Here is a 16,151-nt window from a genome sequence, read left to right on the forward strand (position 1 = left end):
CGCGGGGGAGGCCGTGGCCGCGGTCAGGGCGGCGAGGGCCTCGGCGGCGCAGGCCGCGATCCGCTGTTCGGCCAGCTCCAGCGCACCACAGCTGACGACGAACGCCCGTGCCTGGTCGAGTGCCGCGGGAAGATCGGGCCGATCCACCAGGGCCCGCAGCCCGGTCGCGTCCGGCTGACGGGCGGCGAGCGCCAGCAACGCGTTCGGCCGGCCGTTGCGCAGGTCCTCGCCGGCGGGTTTGCCGGTCACCGCCGGATCGCCGAACAGATCCAGGATGTCGTCGCGTAGCTGGAACGCCTCGCCGAGCGGCGCGCCGAAGGCGGCGTACGTCGCCAGCAACTCCGACGGCGCCCCGGCCAGCAGCGCGCCGAGCTGCAACGGGCGGATCACGGTGTACCCGGCCGTCTTGTACCGGGCGATCCGTCCGATCCGCACCGACGGTCGGCCATCCGGACCGGACGCCCCGCCGCCCTGGCGTGGGGACGGGCCATCCGGAGCCGACGACTCGTCGTCCTGGCGCGCGGGCGGGTCACCGTCGAGGTCCAGGGGATGGCCGCTGAGGTCGAGGTACTGGCCGGCGACGAGCTCGGTGCGCATCCGGGAGTAGATCGGCCAGGCGCGCAGCAGCGCCGCCGGTTCCAGGCCGCTGGCCATCAGCAGATCGTCCGCCCAGCTCAGGAACAGATCGCCGAGCAGGATGGCGGCCGACTGCCCGAACCGGTCGCTGTCCCCGGGCAGCCCGCGGGCGCGATGGCGCAGCGCCAGGTCACGGTGCGCGCTCGCCCGGCCGCGGCGCAGCTCGGAGGCGTCCATAAGGTCGTCATGCACCAGCGCGCAGGCGTGTAGCACTTCCAGGGACGCGGCGGCCATCACAATTTCGGGGCCGTCCGCCGCGCCGACGCCCCGCCACCCCCAGTAGCAGAACGCCGGACGCAGCCGCTTGCCACCGCCGAGCAGCACCTGTTCGGCCACCTCGAGGAACGGAGCGAGCTCGGGGTCGATCTCGAGCAGCGTGACCCCACGGTCGGCGAGGAACTGACGCAGTACCGCGGACACCCGGGCGCGGATGTCCGTCATCGACGGCCGGGGTACGGTGGGGTGTGCCCGTGTTCGACACGCTCGTTGTGGTGATCGCCGTGGTCCTGTTGGCCGCCGCGATCGGCGGTCTTTCCCTGCTGAAACTGCCACCTGTCGAACTCGTCCACACCGTTGACGGTATAGACGCCGTCGAACTGATGATGGCCGCGGGCCGTGTCGAGGTGGCGGATCGGGCCCGGGACAGCGTCCGGGCCGAACTCACCGTCCGCCGTCGGCCCGGCCGGGCGGCACCCACAGTGACGACCGTCGGGTCGGTGCTGCGTATCGACGGTCGTCGCAGCGAGGTACGGGTCCGGTTGCAGGTGCCCGCCGGTACCCGGGTGCGGGCCGAACTGCTCACCGGCGAGATCACTCTGTGGGGCGTCGGCGGCGAGCTGTCGCTGGTCACCCGGGACGGCACGATCGCCGGCCGCGAGCTCGGCGCCGGCCCCGTCGCCGCCCGCAGCCGGGACGGCGACGTGAACCTGCACTTCAGCAGCCCGCCGCGGGATGTCCACGCGCAGAGTGACACCGGCCTGGTGACGGTGATGCTCCCGGACGAGCGTTACGACGTCGCCGTGGAGTCCGGCGACCCGCGTGGCGTCGAACTGAACCTCACCGCGGTGCCCGGCGCCGCCCACCGTGTGGTGGCCCGCACCATCTCCGGTCGGGTGCAGGTCGGCACCACCGCACCACTGGGCCCGCTGCCCATCTGACCGGCCGTCCCGACCGCCCGTGGTCCTTCGGTGGTCGTCCTTGACCGGCCTGCTGGCCGCCGGCCGGCCGCTGCCGGCGGGGGCTGTTCCCGGGCGTGGTCTCCGGCGGGCTACGCTCGGAGGATGACGGCGGTTCGGAGTGTGAGCGCGCGACCGACAACGATGGCCGAGTTCCTCGCCGCGGGGCTACCGTCGTTCTCCTTTGAGTTCTTCCCGCCGAAGACGTCGGAGGGGGAACGGCAGCTGTGGACGGCGCTGCGCCAGATCGAGGCGCTGCGCCCGTCCTTCGTCTCGGTCACCTACGGTGCCGGCGGCTCCACACGGGACGGCACGATCCGCGTGACCGAGCGGATCGCCACCGAGACCACGCTCACCCCCATCGCGCACCTCACCGCGGTCAACCACTCCGTCGCCGAGCTGCGTCAGGTGATCGGCAACTACGCCGGTGCCGGGGTGCGCAACGTGCTGGTGCTGCGCGGCGACCCGCCGGGTGACCCACAGGGGACGTGGACCGCCCATCCGCAGGGCCTCGAGTACGCGAGCGAACTGGTCAGCCTGGTCCGCGCGGCCGGGGACTTCTGCGTCGGGGTGGCGGCCTTCCCCGACAAGCATCCCCGCTCACCGGATCTCGACACCGACGCCCGTCATCTGGTCGCCAAGTTCGACGCCGGCGCCGACTACGCCATCACCCAGTTCTTCTTCGGTGCGGACGACTACTTCCGCCTGGTCGAGCGGGTCCGGGCGCTCGGCTGCGACAAGCCGATCATCCCCGGGATCATGCCGGTGACGAACGTGTCGCAGATCGTGCGGATGGCGCAGCTGTCCGGTGCCGCCCTGCCGAGCGACCTGGTGGACCGTCTGCGGGCGGTCGCTGACGATCCGGCCGCTGTGCGCGCCGTCGGCGTCGACGTGGCGACCGAACTCTCCCGTCGCCTGCTCGACGGTGGGGCGCCCGGCCTGCACTTCATCACCCTGAACCGCTCCAGCGCCACCCGGGAGATCTTCCAGGCCGTCCGCTAGCGCGCTGTCAGGCGCGGCTGGACGTGGGTGTGGGAGGCGTCTCGGGCCGGGCGAACACCGCCGCGTAGGAGTCGAACACGCACAGCAGCCAGTCCTCGCGGAACGACTGTGTGCGGGCCAGGGAGAAGCCGGCCTGGTTGGCGGCGTCGATGACCTGGGTGATCAGCCCCAGGTCGAGGGTGCTGAACACCGAGGGGACGCGCACGGCGAGCATCACCTGATCTCGGTGGGGTGTGAACACGGCTGGCACGTCGAGATCCTCGATGCGCTCCACCACTCCGGTCGCCTGCTCGGTCACGGCACCCCCTGCCCGTGACCCTACGTCCCGGCCACCGTCCTGTCCTCGCTGTTTCATGGATGTGTGCCGAAGCCCGCCCCCGATCCCGCTCGCCACCCCGATTCGGCCGGTCCCCCCGACCCTGCCGGCCATCCCGATTCGGCCGGTCTCCCCGATCTCGACGGTTATCTCGCTCGCTGGTCGCAGCTGCACGGTGGGTACGACGTCCGCTCGGGGCTGTGGCTCGTCCGGACGTTCCTGACGTTTGTCCACCGGATCGCGCGCCCGCTGGCGGTCCGGCGGGTGGCGCCGTCCGCGGTGACCGCTGGTGGGGTTGTGCTGACCGCGCTGGTGGTGCCCGCGTCGGTCGTGGGTGGGCGGTGGCCGCTGCTCGGCCTGGTCGCGCTGATCCTCGGCGGCGTGGCGGACAGCGTGGATGGTGCGGTGGCGGTGCTGACCGGACGGTCCACCGCGTGGGGTTACGTCCTGGACTCGGTCGCCGACCGCTGTGGTGACGTGCTGTGCCTGGTCGGACTGTGGTGTCTCGGGGCACCCGGGGGGCTGCTGGTCGCCGCCGGCTGTCTGCTCGGGCTGTTGGAGTACACCCGGGCGCGGGCCGGGAACGCCGGTTTCGGTGAGATCGGTGTGGTGACGGTGGGTGAGCGCCCGACCAGAATGATCGTGACCGGTGCCGGCCTGGTGGGCGCCGGCCTCGTGCCCGGCCTCGCGGACGTCGCCGCGACCGTCGCGGCCACCGCGACGGTCGCGGTCTGCGCCATCGGCCTTCTCCAGCTCACCGTCACGCTCCGAACCGCCCTCATCGGCGCACCGCCCCCCGCCGCCCCATCGCCACCACCGCCGCCACCACCACCATCGCCGCCGCCGCCATCGCCGGCCCCACCGACGCCGGACGTGTCGCCGTCCTAGGCATCGACGTCGGACGGGGTCGCCGTACGGACGTGTCGCCTGTGCGCAGGTGGCGCCGTACAGGCTTGGTCGCCGCCGGCGTACGGACGTGTCGCCATGCGGGCGAGGCGCGCGGGGATGGCCAGCCGGTGCGTGGTCGTGGGACGAGTGTTGGTGGCTGATTGCTGGCTATCCGCGGCGATCTTGATTTGTGTACTGAGTGTCTGCGGAGGCTAACCGAGGCGGCAGATTACGGAACCGAATTCGCGGTCGATGCCTCCTTTTCCTGCCGAATTTGCGGACGTATTGCTACGATCCGGCCGTATGCTCGTTTCGCCGATCACGGTGGTCCTGACCACGGGGTTCGGCGTCGAGTCGCCCACCCCGCGATAAAGGATTCGGGAAAAGATGCTGTCGCAGATCGCCCGCAGATCGTCCCCACTTCGTCTGGTCGCCGCGGTTTTCGCGCTTGCCACCGCGGTGACCCTCAGCCTGCTGCCCAGCTGGGGCGCGCAGGCCGCCCCCCCGGCCCCCCGGCCGCCCCGGCGGTCTCGGACGCGGCCCCACTGGCGAAGGCCGTACCGTCCGCTCCCGGCCGGGTGCTGCTGCTCGGGCGGATCGCGCATCCGCTGGTGCTCAGCGTCAACGACCTTGCTACCAGGTACCCGCAGCACACCCAGACCGTCACCTTCCAGAGCGGCGCCGGCCCGCAGACCCACACCTACACCGGGCCGCTGCTCTACGACGTGCTGCAGGCGGCCAAGCCGTCCTTCCGGGCCGACGTGAAGAACGACTCGCTGCGCTACGCGGTGGTCGTCCACGCCAGCGACAACTACGAGTCGGTCGTGTCCTTCCCCGAGATCGACCCCGGCTTCGGTAACACCGCGAGCCTGCTGGCCGTGACCGAGGACGGCAAGTCGCTGGCCACCGCCGGTCCGCGGCTGACCGCGCCCAAGGACACCAAGGGCGGTCGCTACGTGAGCAACGTCGTCGCCGTCGCCCTGGTACGGGCCGGCCTGTAGCACCGCACCGGGTCTCGTCGGCCCCGCCGGATGTTCTAGGCGGGGCCGACGAGGTCGGCGACGATCGCCGCCGACAGCACCACCAGCGGCAGGCCGCCGCCGGGATGCGCCGAGCCGCCGACATGGAACAGGCCCCTGACGGCGGTCGCGTTCGGCGGGCGCAGGAACGCCGAACGCGCACCGTGCGAGGCCGTCCCGTAGATCGCCCCGCCGGGTGCCCCCGTGCGCCGCTCGAGATCGGCCGGGGTGATCGTCTCGTACCAGCGCAGGCGGTCCCGCACGTCGAACCCGCGGGCCGCCAGCAGGTCCAGCACATGGCGGGCGTAGCCGTCGGCGAGCCCCGGCCGATCCCAGTCCAGCCCGGCCTCACCCGCCGAGGGCAGGTGCGGCGCGGCGTTGACCAGGACGAACCAGGCCTCGCCGTCCGGTGGGGCGCAGGCCGGATCGTCCGGGGTGTGCAGGTAGATCGCCGGGTCGGTGGGTAGCCGTCCGGTGAACACCGCGTCGAACTCGGCGTCGTAGTCCGCCGGGAACGTCACCGTGTGGTGCGCGAGCGGGCGGGTGGAGCCGGGTGGCCGCCTGGCGAGGGCGAGCAGCAGCACGAACCCCGACATCGACCGGTTCGCCCGCCGCACCTGACGGCGCCCGGCCCGGCCGAGCCCCGTCGGCAGCATCCCGCCGTACAGCGCCGCCGCGTCGACGTTCGCGACGACGACGTCCGCGGGCAGCCGGATGCCGTCGGCGAGACGGACACCGTCGACCCGCCCACCCGGCGTGCACGTCACCGCACGCACCCGGGTGCCGGTCAGGACCCGGGCCCCGCAGCGGCGCGCCCGCGCGTCGATCGCCGCACCGAGCCGGCGCAGCCCACCCGGCACATACCAACCGCCGAACCGGCGTTCGGCGTGCAGGACCGACACCAGCGCCGCGGGTGCCCGCCGTGGGTCGGACCCGGAGTAGGTGGCGTAACGGTCCAGCATCAGACGCAGCCGCGGGTCCCGCACCATCGACTGGCCGAGCCCGCGCAGGCTGCGCCAGGGCGCGACCGCCGGGATGTCCCCGGGTGCCGCCCAGGCCAGCCGGCCAAGCCCGGCCGCCCGCACCGGACTGGCCAGGAACGGCCGTTCGGCCGCGTCGAAGACACGCGCGGCCCGCGCGGCCAGACGCCGCCAGTCCGCGCCGGCCGGTGCGCCGAGCCGGGCGTCGAGTTCGGCGAGGAACGCCTCCTCGTCGGCGTGTGCGGCCAGGACGGTGCCGTCGGCGAACCGGTAGGTGGCGATCGGATCGAGCCGACGCAACTCGAGTTCGTCCTGGCCGGGTGGGCCGCCGGTCGCGGCGAACAGATCCTCGAACACGTGCGGCATGGTCAGCAGGGACGGGCCGGTGTCGAAGCCGTAGCCGTCACGCTCGTACCACCCGAGCTTGCCGCCCACCGCCGGATTCTGCTCGCAGACGGTGACCTCATGCCCGGCCGCCGCCAGCCTGGCCGCCGCCGCCAGCCCGCCCACACCGGCACCGATCACCACCACCTGGGCCACGGAGCCGACTCTACGACCCGGCTCCGACCCGCACGGCCCGGGCTGGACGACCCGCGGATGCCGATGGTCTCCGTTGCTCTGCCGGACGCGTTGCTTTGCCTCGGGGCTGGTGCTGTCGGGCTGGTGCTGTCGGGGCTGGTCAGCCGAGGATGCCGCGCTCGTAGGCGACGGCCACGGCGGCGGCGCGATCGCGGACGCCGAGTTTGCCGTAGAGGTGGACGAGATGGGTCTTGATCGTGGCCTCGCTGACCAGCAGCGTGCGGGCGGCGGCCTGGTTGGTGGCGCCGGCGGCGACCAGCCGCAGCACCTCGAGTTCACGGGGGCTGAGCGCACCGGGCTCGCGGGTGCCGACCCGGTTCATCAGGGTGCCGGCGACGGACGGCGCGAGCACCGACCGACCCGTGTGGGCGGCGCGTACGGCGCGCAGGAGTTCGTCGCGTCGCGCGTCCTTGAGCAGGTAGCCGGTGGCGCCGGCCTCGATCGCGGGCAGTACGTCCCGATCGGAGTCGAACGTCGTCAGCACGAGCACGCGGGCCGGATGACCCTGACGGCGAAGCTCGGTGATCGCCTCGACACCGCCGGTTCCGGGCATCCGCAGATCCATGAGGATGACGTCCACCTCGAGGGCCCCGGCGACCCGGACGGCCTCGGCGCCGTCCGCGGCCTCGGCGACGACGGTGAACTCCGGATCGCCGGTGAACAGCCCGCGCAACCCGTCCCGGACGATGGGATGGTCGTCCACGATCAGCAGCCGGATCGGCTCACCCGGCACGTCCCGCGTCACGCCGGTGCCCGCTCGGGACGAGCGTCGCCCACGGCGTTCGGCGTCGTCGAGGGGGACGCCGGTGGGGACGTGGACGGAAGCGGGATCGCCGCGTTCACGATCGTGCCGTCGCCGGTGGCGGACTCGATGGTCAGGGAACCGGCCAGGGCCTGCGCGCGGCGCCGCATCCCGGTCAGACCGTACCGGCCGGACGGGGAGTCGGCGGCCGGCCGGAAGCCGGCGCCGTCGTCGGCGACGTCGAGCAGCACGGTGTCATCCACATAGCTGAGGGTGAGCTGGACCCGGGTGGCCCGGGCGTGGTTGGCCACATTGGCGAGGGCCTCCTGGGCGATCCGGTAGATGGCGGTCTCGATCTCGGTGGAGGCGCGGGTCGGCGCACCGGTGGTCACGACGTGCGCCGGGATCGCGGTGCGGCGCGTCCAGTCACCGGCCAGTGCGGTCAGGGCCTCAGCCAGGCCGGCCCGGTCGAGCTGCTCGGGCCGCAGCGCCCGCACCGAGCGGCGGGCCTCGACGAGATTCGCCCGTGCCAGCGAGTCGGCGAGCTCCAGATGACGGGAACGCTCGGCCAGTTCGCCCGCGTCCTCGGCCTGACGGGCCGCCTCGAGCTGGGTGATGATGCCGGCGAGGCCCTGCGCCAGCGTGTCGTGGATCTCCCCGGCGAGGCGTCCCCGTTCCTCGGTGACGCCGGCCTCGCGGGCCTGGGCGAGCAGCTGGCTGTGCAGACCGGCGTTCTCCCGCATCGTGACGTGCAGAAGCCGGTTGGTCTCCGCCAGCTCGGTGATCATCTGGCCGCGTTCGACGTTCTGGTCGATCACCTTGTTGATCAGGGTGGACATGCTGAGCACCGCGACGACGTTGAACCCCGCCATGATCAGAAAACTGACCGTGTGGACGGGAGAGCCGTTCGGGTAACCGGCGGTCTGGGAGGCGGCCAGGATGAGCGCGGTCACCACGAACCCGTACACCCGGCCGCGGCGGCCGAGTTCGTCGGCGAAGAAGTACCCGGTGAAGGCGAACACCCCGTACCAGGGGCTGACCCAGACGAGTACGCCGCCAAGCGTGACGTGGATGACGAACACCAGCCGGCGTATCCGCGGCGGCACCCCGTCGGTCGGGTAGCGCAGCATCCCCGCCGACCAGACAGCGGTCACGAACACCAGGACCGGACCCGCGACCATCTGATCCCGGGAGATCTCGAAGGGGGAGGCGGTGATCAGACTGAGCAGCGTCGCCACGACGAGCATCGGTAGGAGCAGCAGCCGGGCGATCCGGTCGGACCGCCGCTGCCACGCTGTCGCACCGTCGGCCCCGGCCTGCCCGCTGGCCGCCGTCGCCGTCACCGTGGTGACCAGCGCCTGGTCGGTGACCACCGCCGCTTCGCCCATACCGGAGATGGTCGCACCGGACGCGGGGGCGGTGGCCGCGGGCGGGCTCACTGCCAGCGGAACCGGCGGGCGGCCACGACACCGCACACCACGGCGTAGGCCGCGAGCACGAGCAGGGCCGCGGCGGCGGGCCAGCGTCCGTCCAGGCAGTCCTGTACGGCGCGGGCGCCGGCGCCCAGCGGGGTGACATCGCTGATGTCGCGCAGGACGTGGGGCATCCGCGAGCGTGGGATCCACATGCCGGCGAAGAACAGCAGCGGGAAGAACACCACCAGGCCGAGCGCGTTCGCGGCCTTCTCGCCGGGGGCCAGCGCGGCCAGCACCAGGCCGATGCCCAGCATGGCCGCCGCGACCAGCGCCAGCGTGAGGACGAACCCGGCGAACTGGCCGGGTAGCGGCACGCCGCATCCGACGGCGATCGCGAGCATCGTCGCGTCGAGGGCGGTCGCCAGCGCCAGATAGATCAGGGCTTGGGCGCCGAGCAACCGCGACGGTGGCACCGGTGTGGTCGACAGCCGGCGCAGGATGCCCCGTTCCCGGTAGCCGGCCAGCACCGCCGGCAGCAGGTTCGCCGCCGTCATCAGGAACTCGTACATCATCAGGACCGGCAGCCAGGTCTCCAACGGACTGCGCCCGTCGAACGAGTCGCTGGGGTGGCGGGTGGCGGGCACGGCGCCGAGGACGACCACCGCGGCCAGCGGGATCAGGGCCGTCCAGACGACGCCTGCGGCGGACCGGCCAAACAGCAGCGCCTCGACCCGCACGAGTTCCCGGAACGGATGCCGTCCCGGCGACGGCACGAGCGATGAGGTCATGACGTGCTCCTCGAGGAGGCGTGCGCGGTGAGGGCGAGGTAGGCGTCGTCGAGGCTTGGCTGTTCGACCCGCAGCCGGTGGGCCAGCACACCGCGGTGGGCGAGGTGCGTGACGAGGACGGACAGCGTCTCGCCGGCCCCGACGACGAGAATCTCCTCGCCGTGGCGACTGGCCGACTCGACGCCGGGCAGCCCGGCGAGCTCGCGCTCGTCGACGGGCTCGGACGGAACGAAGCGGATGCGCTGGCCGGCGTCCAGGCGTGCGGTGAGCGCCGCCGGCGAGTCGCAGGCCACCACCTGGCCGGCGTCGATCACGGCGACGCGGTCGCACAACCGCTCCGCCTCGGCCATGAAGTGGGTGACGAGCAGGATCGTCACCCCCCGCTCGCGCACCGCCGTGATGAGTTCCCAGGTGTCGCGCCGGGCCGCCGGGTCCAGGCCGGTGGTGAGCTCATCGAGGATCGCCACGGTCGGTCGGCCGATCAGCGCCAGCGCGATCGAGAGCCGCTGGCGCTGCCCGCCGGACAGCTTCGCGAACCGCACGTCCGCCTGTCCGGTGAGTCCGAGGAGCTCCAGCAACTCGTCCGGGTCGGCCGGGTCGGGATAGAACGACGCGTACAACCGCAGCGCCTCACGCACCCGCAGGTTCGGCTGCACCTCGCTGGCCTGCAACTGGACGCCGAGCCGCGCCGTCACCGCCGTCCGTTCGCGCCGCGGGTCGTGGCCGAACACCCGCACCCGGCCGCCGTCGGGTACCCGAAGTCCGGCGACACACTCGACCGTCGTCGTCTTTCCGGCGCCGTTGGGCCCCAGCAGGCCGAAGATCTCACTCTCCTCGACGGTGAACGACACGTCGCGCACCGCGACCCGTTTCCCGTAGGCCTTCCGCAGGCCCGCCACCTCGATCACTGTCACTGCCTCGCACCTCCCGCACTGTCGTGGACGTCGCACCGTCGTGGGCGTCCCCGACGATCTCGCGGGATCGCGGGTTCCAACATCACCCGGGCGGCTGCTCCGGGTGCTCCATCGGGTGGACCCCGCCCATCCACCGATCGGTGGACGCGGTGACCGGGCGGCCCTTCCAGGTGGCCTGGCCGCGGCGGCGACGCCACCAGGACACCGTGGTGAGGTAGCCGAGCAGGCCGATCGAGACCGGGTGGGCGAGCGGATCGGGCCAGACCCGGCCACCGGTGCGGCGGGCCGCGATCGTCCGGCTGGTGACGCCGGCGAGGTAGCCGAGGACACCGGCGGGGCGTCCGCGCAGGGCGGCGAGCGCCGGCAACACGTACAGCCAGCCCAGCAGGCCGACCTGGGCGGCGCTGGCCGCCGGGCTGCCACCGGCGGCGGCCAGCGACTTGGCGTAGCCGTCGCGCAGGGACTGCCAGTCGGTGTACATCCGGTTGTCGGCCAGCGGCGTGCCGTCGGTGACGACCCCCCGTCCGCCGGCCCGCTTGACGGCGCGCAGCAGGGCGACGTCCTCGATGATCTGGTCGCGCACGGCGGCGTGCCCGCCGGCCCGCCGGTAGGCGGCCGCGTCGACGCACAGGAACTGCCCGCCGGCCGCGGACAGCGACGGGCGCGGGCTTCGCTCGGCGATCCGCAGCGGCAGCAGCGCGAGCCACAGCCAGGACAGCAACGGCTGGACGAGCCGTTCGGCGATCCCACCGGCCGCCTGACGCGGATACGGCGAGATCAGGTCGAGTCCGGTGGCGCGCAGCAGCAGGACGGCCCGGGCCAGCCCGTCCGGCGCCAGTGTCACGTCGGCGTCCACGAAGACGAGCGCGCTGCCACGGGCGAGCGCGGCGGCCCGCGCGCAGGCATGCGGTTTGCCGAGCCAGCCGGCCGGCGGCGCGCCGCCACGCAGGGCGACGACGCGTGGGTCGCGGTCCGCCCAGGCGGCAAGCAGCCGGTCGGTGCCGTCGGTGGACTCGTCGTCGTAGACGATGATCTCCAGCCGGGGCAGGTGGGTGGCGGCGAGCAGGGCCGCGAGACAGCCGTCGAGGCGGCCGGCCTCGTCGCGGACCGGCAGGATCACCGAAACACCCTCGGGGACGGTCGTGGCCGGTGGGGCGACCCGCAGCAGCCGCGCGTTGCAGGCCGTGTGCACCGCGACGCACACCGAGGCGACCGCCGCCGACCGCACGACCGCCGACCAGGCGGCTGCCGGCCATCGAGGGGCTGCCGGCCGGGCGCCCGGTGGCGGCGGTGTCGCCGGGGAGCGCGGGCGCCTCACCGACGCGCTCGCGGACCGGCCGGGTCGCGGGCCGGGACATCGCAGCGCCAGCGGCGCAGCGCGAGCACAAGGGTCGCGCCCATGGCGACGCCGCCGATCGCCGCGACTCCCGGACGGCCGAAGAACGTGAGGTTCGCCAGCACCGAGGACAGATACGTCCAGCAGAGCATGACCATCGGAACACCCTCGGACGCGGATGTGCGCGCGGACGTGGGCTCGGGCTCAGGCGTGCGGTCGGGCAGGGCGAGCAGGGCGCCGATCATGACCGTGCCGGCCAGCAGCCAGCCGAGGAAGTTCGAGATCGGGATGCCGTTGAGGGCCGGTCCCCCCGCGGCCGCCCAGGCCCAGTGACCGGCCCCGACCATCTGCGGGTCGAGGAAGAGATCCCAGGTGGCGAGGACCAGACCGCCCAGCAGGGCGGCCCGGTCGGGGGTCCGCCGGTGGCGTCGGACCAGGACGTAGGTGGGGTAGGCCATCATCGCCCAGGCCAGCGGTATCACCGCGGCGACACCGAACACCCGCGGGCCCAGCGACGTCCCGTAGCTGTAGTGGCCGAAGGGGACGCCGGTGTGGACTCCGAGCAGCTCCACCCCCAGCCCGCCGCCGACGGCGATGACCACGTAGCCGGCGGTCCAGGCCAGCCCGCGGGTGACGGCCGCGTGGGTGGTGCTGGTGAGGAAGAAGAGCACCACCACGATGATCGTGAGGGCGTCCAGTGCGTGGTCCGGCATCAGCGGGTAGGCGATCTGCGCCAGGATCGTGGCCGCGGCCAGCAGGTGGGGCGCCCGGGGTGTCAGGGACACCGGGCGGGCGGACATCAGCGGACGGGCGCCGGTCTGCCGGTGCCCGGCGCCTGCCCGTCGCCGGCAGCGCCCCGCGCGGTCGCGCTCTGGCTGACGCTGCCCTGCGTGACGCTGCTGTGCGGGGCGGGTTCCGGGACGGGGCCGCCCAGTTCCTTGCCGAGCACGGCGTAGGGGGTGACGGTGCCGGGGAACTGGAAGTTGCTGAGCAGCGGGACGAAGCCCTCGCTGTCGTAGAGCCGGCGGGCGCGACTACCGTGCGGTTCGAGGGCGGACAGCGCCGCGGTGCGCTGCGGCGCGTCGCGCAGCAGTTCGCGCAGCAGCTGACGGCCCAGGGTGTGGCCCTGGTAGGCGGGCAGCACGTGCAGTTCGACGACCTCGAGGACGTCGTCCAACCAGTGCCGGGCCGAACCCGGGGAGATGGCGGCGAGCGCGTCGACGACGACGTCGTGCCACCACTGGCCGGGCAGGCCGGGCAACGCGTAGGTGATGCCGACGAGGGTGTCATCGGAGGTGACGGCGGCGACGGCGCGCAGGTCAGGACGGTCGAAGTGGCGGCGCGCGTGGTGGGCGCGGTCGCGGGCGGCCCGGACGGGGTCAGGTTCGTGCAGGTCGAGGAAAGCCGCCTTGTACACCCCGATGACGTCGTCGAGTCGGGCCCGCATACGACTCGACGACCACCGGACCACGCTGATGTCCACGTCGGTCACCGGCGTCGCCTCCTGTCCGCCCCCTGCGGCCTGCTCACACCGCCCGGCACCGAACAGGCCCGCAGGGCGGTACCGGCGGGCCAGCGGGCCAGGGCGCATCCTCACATCGCCTGACGATAACGCGGCCATCGCCGAGGGCGCCGGCCGACGGGAGTGCCTGCTACGTAACGTCGTCACTCTGCCGCGCAGGGCGCTTTCTCCCGGATGGAGGGCAGGCCGATCCGGTCGCCCGCCATGGCCAGTCCCGCGCAGCGTGCGGTGCCCTGGAGCAGGTCAGCGGCCAACATCGCGATGGCTGGTGCCTGCACGGCGCCGCCGGCGTTGGTGCCCGCGGCGATCACCACCCGACCGTCATGGCCAGGAAGGACGGTGACCAGGGGTAGCCCGTCCGGGGTAGCGGGACGCGCGCAGATCCGGATGTCGCGGACGTCGTCGCGGTGCAGACCGGGGAACAGACCGCCCACCGCCGCGAGGGTGCTCTCCTGGAGTTCGGCGAGGCCGTCGGCCGCCGCGGCGGCGTCGCGGGCGGCCAGCCCCAGGTAGCCGAAGCCGGCGCTGACGTGGATGAGCGTTCCGTCGGGGCAGAGCGTCACGTTCATCACACCGAGCGGATCACCGGCGTGGATCTTCACGGGTCGGTGCAGCCCCGGGTTCGGCAGAGTCAGCGACACCCCCAGCACCTGGCTGACGGCGCCGGCGCCCGGCCAGTCCGATCCGCACAGGCGGACCAGCTCACGGCCACCCACGGTGACGACGACGTGGCCCGCCCGCACCGGCCGGCCCGCCGCCAGCCGCAGCAGCACCGCGTTCCCGGTCGCCTCGAGGCTGTCCACCCGGCTGTCCGCCCGCACTTCGACACCAAGACCGACGAGGTGTCGGAGCAGCCGTCCGGCAAGATCATGAATGTTGACGGCGTAGCCGTCCACCTCGACCGCCCCCGCGACGGTGCGCGGCCCACCGGGCAACGGGACCGTGCGGCCCAGCCCCGGCCAGTCCCGCCGGAGCACCTCGTCGGACAGCCGCGCGACGTCGCCGCCGGCCCGTCGTTGCAGCTGCTCGCCGGTGTCGAGGTCGGCGCCGCCCAGGTAGACCCGGGTGAGCCGGCTGTCCTGGCGCAGTCCCGTCAGCCAGGTCGCCTCGACCCCGGTGAACAGATGCGACCAGCCGCGCAGACCGAGGCGGTTCAGGGCGATCACCAGGTCCTCGGTGGCGGCGTGCAGACCGGGCTGGTCGGCGCGGTCGGCGAACGCCCGCGTCCAGGCCGCCTCGACCGCGTCCAGGGTGGCGGGGTCCCGCAGCGCCCAGCCACCCGCGGCGGGGGAGCGGGTGAGCACGCCGACGCGGCCGAGGTTCGCCTGCGGCAGGGATTCGGTCGCGGACAGGTGACGGGCGTTCGCCCCACCGAACGTCGTGCCCTGCTCGGCGTGGTCGGCGCGGTCCGCGGGGGCGGCGTCCAGCAGCAGAATCCGTCGATGTCCCTGGGCGTGCAGCAGCAGGGCGGTGGTCAGGCCGACGATCCCCCCGCCGAGCACCACCACCTGCGGCCCGTCCACCGCACCGGCGCCGGCGCCGATGTCAGGGCTGGTGCCGTCGACGCTGGTGCCGTCGCGGGCGGCGGGGATGGCATCGGTGGTGGCTGGTGGTGGGAACAGCTCGGCCCCGGTGAGATCGTCCAGATCCGCTCGGCCGAGGGCGGTTAGGACGGCCTGGTCCAGATCGGCCTCGCAGGCCGGGGCGCGCATCGCCGCGGAGCACAGGGTGAACCCGGGACGTGTCACCCCGCCGTCCGCCTGGATCCGGCTCGCGAGCAGGGTGCGCACGCCGACGAGCAGGCGGGGGGCGTTGTCCAGCACGACGGTGAGATCGCGCCGGTCGTAGGCATCGAGCAGGGCCTGCGCCGTCCAGATCTCGGGTTCGCTGACGCAGACCAGCCGGTCGCCGCCGAACGTCCGCAGGCGGGCCGCGTCCAGCAGGTCGACGCTCGCCCACCGGCCGGAACTGGTCAGTGGCACCGCGACACTGACGGCGTTCGCGGCCTCGAGCACCTCCTCGGCGCGGGCCGCCACCCGGATTCGGTCGAGGGGCAACCGGTGCCGGCCGGCCCAGACGGCGGCGGCCGACCGGTCCGCCACCAGCGACGGCGCGCACACCACCAGCCGGTGGCCCCGGGCGACGGCCGCTCTGGCCACCCGTCCGTTGATGTTGCCGGCGCCGACGAGCCCCAGCACCGGACGCGCACCGTCCGCCGCCGCACCGTCCGCCTCGGTCGTCCCGGATGCCCCGGTGGGGGCGTGGGCGGTGGGGGGCGCCGGGAACAGCCGGTCGATGACGAACTGGGCGACGTGACGGGCGTTCACCTCGGGGGTGTTGCGCACGGTGATACCGAGTTGGGTGGCGACGCCGAGATCGATGGCGGCCAGCGAGGTGCCGCGGCGCACCAGCAGCAGCGACCGGCGGTCGTGGGCGCGCCGGACGGCCATGGCCCAGCGGGTCAGCGCGGTGGCATCGACCGCGTTCGCGCCGACCACGAGGGTGTGTGGGCGCAGCGTGACCAGGGCCTCGACGAGCCCCGCCGGGCTGCCGGCGAGGTCGGGGCGCAACGTCACGGCCGCGGTGTCGGCAAGCCGGCCGGCCGCCCGGGGGCCGAGCGCCGTGGAGATCAGGGTCCGTCGGCGGTCGGATGCGGCTGGGGGTGCCTGATCGCGAGACGTCAACATGCGATGTACTTCATCCCGGTTCGTCGGGGGCGCGTGCGTCGGCTCCGCGGGGGTGCCGCGTCGGCACGGGGGGCGCAGACCCGGTGGCCCGTCGGATGCGTCCACCGTGCCGAACCGGCGTCAACGAGATGTCAACGACGCCCGCCGACCGG

15 protein-coding genes are annotated in these 16,151 nt (G+C 73.5%); 4 read left to right on the top strand and 11 right to left on the bottom strand.

The features are described from left to right. Nucleotides 1-1,077, bottom strand: a 1,077-nt coding sequence (locus G6R24_RS01270) for a polyprenyl synthetase family protein (RefSeq protein WP_163547322.1), incomplete at its 3' end; no start/stop codon positions are given. A gap of 29 nt (nucleotides 1,078-1,106) precedes the next feature. Here G6R24_RS01270 and G6R24_RS01275 point away from each other — a divergent pair. Together G6R24_RS01275 and metF are read left to right on the top strand one after the other, a co-directional pair. Then, nucleotides 1,107-1,793: a DUF4097 family beta strand repeat-containing protein gene (locus tag G6R24_RS01275; RefSeq protein WP_175084649.1), complete on the top strand. Its 687-nt coding sequence runs from the start codon at nucleotides 1,107-1,109 to the stop codon at nucleotides 1,791-1,793. Between the two features lie 123 nt (nucleotides 1,794-1,916). Continuing rightward, the gene (gene metF, locus G6R24_RS01280) at nucleotides 1,917-2,813 is read left to right on the top strand and encodes a methylenetetrahydrofolate reductase [NAD(P)H] (protein WP_163547324.1); all 897 of its coding nucleotides are present in this window, start codon (nucleotides 1,917-1,919) and stop codon (nucleotides 2,811-2,813) included. A 7-nt stretch (nucleotides 2,814-2,820) separates the two neighbouring features. Here the strand turns inward: metF and G6R24_RS01285 are convergent, their stop codons facing one another. Then, nucleotides 2,821-3,111 carry a hypothetical protein gene (locus tag G6R24_RS01285; protein WP_175084645.1) on the bottom strand — a complete coding sequence of 97 codons (291 nt, stop codon included), beginning with the start codon at nucleotides 3,109-3,111 and terminating at the stop codon, nucleotides 2,821-2,823. 63 nt (nucleotides 3,112-3,174) lie between these two features. On the opposite strand from G6R24_RS01285, the gene G6R24_RS01290 reads away from it, so the two are divergent. Next, nucleotides 3,175-4,017: a CDP-alcohol phosphatidyltransferase family protein gene (locus G6R24_RS01290; protein ID WP_163547326.1), complete on the top strand. Its 843-nt coding sequence runs from the start codon at nucleotides 3,175-3,177 to the stop codon at nucleotides 4,015-4,017. A 578-nt stretch (nucleotides 4,018-4,595) separates the two neighbouring features. Further along, entirely contained in the window at nucleotides 4,596-5,018 is a 423-nt protein-coding gene (locus G6R24_RS01295) for a hypothetical protein (protein ID WP_163547327.1), read from the top strand. Nucleotides 5,019-5,053: 35 nt separating this feature from the next. Here the strand turns inward: G6R24_RS01295 and G6R24_RS01300 are convergent, their stop codons facing one another. From G6R24_RS01300 to G6R24_RS01340, 9 genes are all read right to left on the bottom strand, one after another. Continuing rightward, entirely contained in the window at nucleotides 5,054-6,556 is a 1,503-nt protein-coding gene (locus G6R24_RS01300; protein WP_163547328.1) for a phytoene desaturase family protein, read from the bottom strand. Between the two features lie 139 nt (nucleotides 6,557-6,695). Further along, nucleotides 6,696-7,340, bottom strand: coding sequence for a response regulator (locus tag G6R24_RS01305; RefSeq protein ID WP_225437976.1), 645 nt, complete (start codon nucleotides 7,338-7,340; stop codon nucleotides 6,696-6,698). Beyond that, complete coding sequence (locus tag G6R24_RS01310; RefSeq protein ID WP_163547329.1) at nucleotides 7,337-8,776, bottom strand: sensor histidine kinase; 1,440 nt, start codon at nucleotides 8,774-8,776, stop codon at nucleotides 7,337-7,339. The genes G6R24_RS01305 and G6R24_RS01310 overlap by 4 nt, the downstream gene beginning before the upstream one ends. After that, on the bottom strand, nucleotides 8,773-9,540 hold the full coding sequence (locus G6R24_RS01315; protein ID WP_163547330.1) for an ABC transporter permease: 768 nt from the start codon (nucleotides 9,538-9,540) through the stop codon (nucleotides 8,773-8,775). The genes G6R24_RS01310 and G6R24_RS01315 overlap by 4 nt, the downstream gene beginning before the upstream one ends. Further along, complete coding sequence (locus G6R24_RS01320) at nucleotides 9,537-10,454, bottom strand: ABC transporter ATP-binding protein (protein ID WP_163547331.1); 918 nt, start codon at nucleotides 10,452-10,454, stop codon at nucleotides 9,537-9,539. The genes G6R24_RS01315 and G6R24_RS01320 overlap by 4 nt, the downstream gene beginning before the upstream one ends. Nucleotides 10,455-10,536: 82 nt before the next feature. Then, entirely contained in the window at nucleotides 10,537-11,682 is a 1,146-nt protein-coding gene (locus G6R24_RS01325) for a glycosyltransferase family 2 protein (protein ID WP_163547332.1), read from the bottom strand. Nucleotides 11,683-11,768: 86 nt separating this feature from the next. Continuing rightward, nucleotides 11,769-12,575 (bottom strand): bisanhydrobacterioruberin hydratase CruF, encoded by an 807-nt coding sequence (gene cruF / locus G6R24_RS01330; RefSeq protein WP_225437978.1) that lies wholly within the window; start codon nucleotides 12,573-12,575, stop codon nucleotides 11,769-11,771. Between the two features lie 14 nt (nucleotides 12,576-12,589). Beyond that, entirely contained in the window at nucleotides 12,590-13,237 is a 648-nt protein-coding gene (locus G6R24_RS01335; protein WP_175084648.1) for a GNAT family N-acetyltransferase, read from the bottom strand. A gap of 218 nt (nucleotides 13,238-13,455) precedes the next feature. Next, nucleotides 13,456-15,999, bottom strand: coding sequence for an FAD-dependent oxidoreductase (locus G6R24_RS01340; protein ID WP_163547335.1), 2,544 nt, complete (start codon nucleotides 15,997-15,999; stop codon nucleotides 13,456-13,458). Nucleotides 16,000-16,151: the final 152 nt, after the last annotated feature.

The sequence above is a fragment of the Candidatus Frankia nodulisporulans genome (assembly GCF_902806475.1).
Taxonomy (GTDB): Bacteria; Actinomycetota; Actinomycetes; order Frankiales; family Frankiaceae; genus Frankia; species Frankia umida.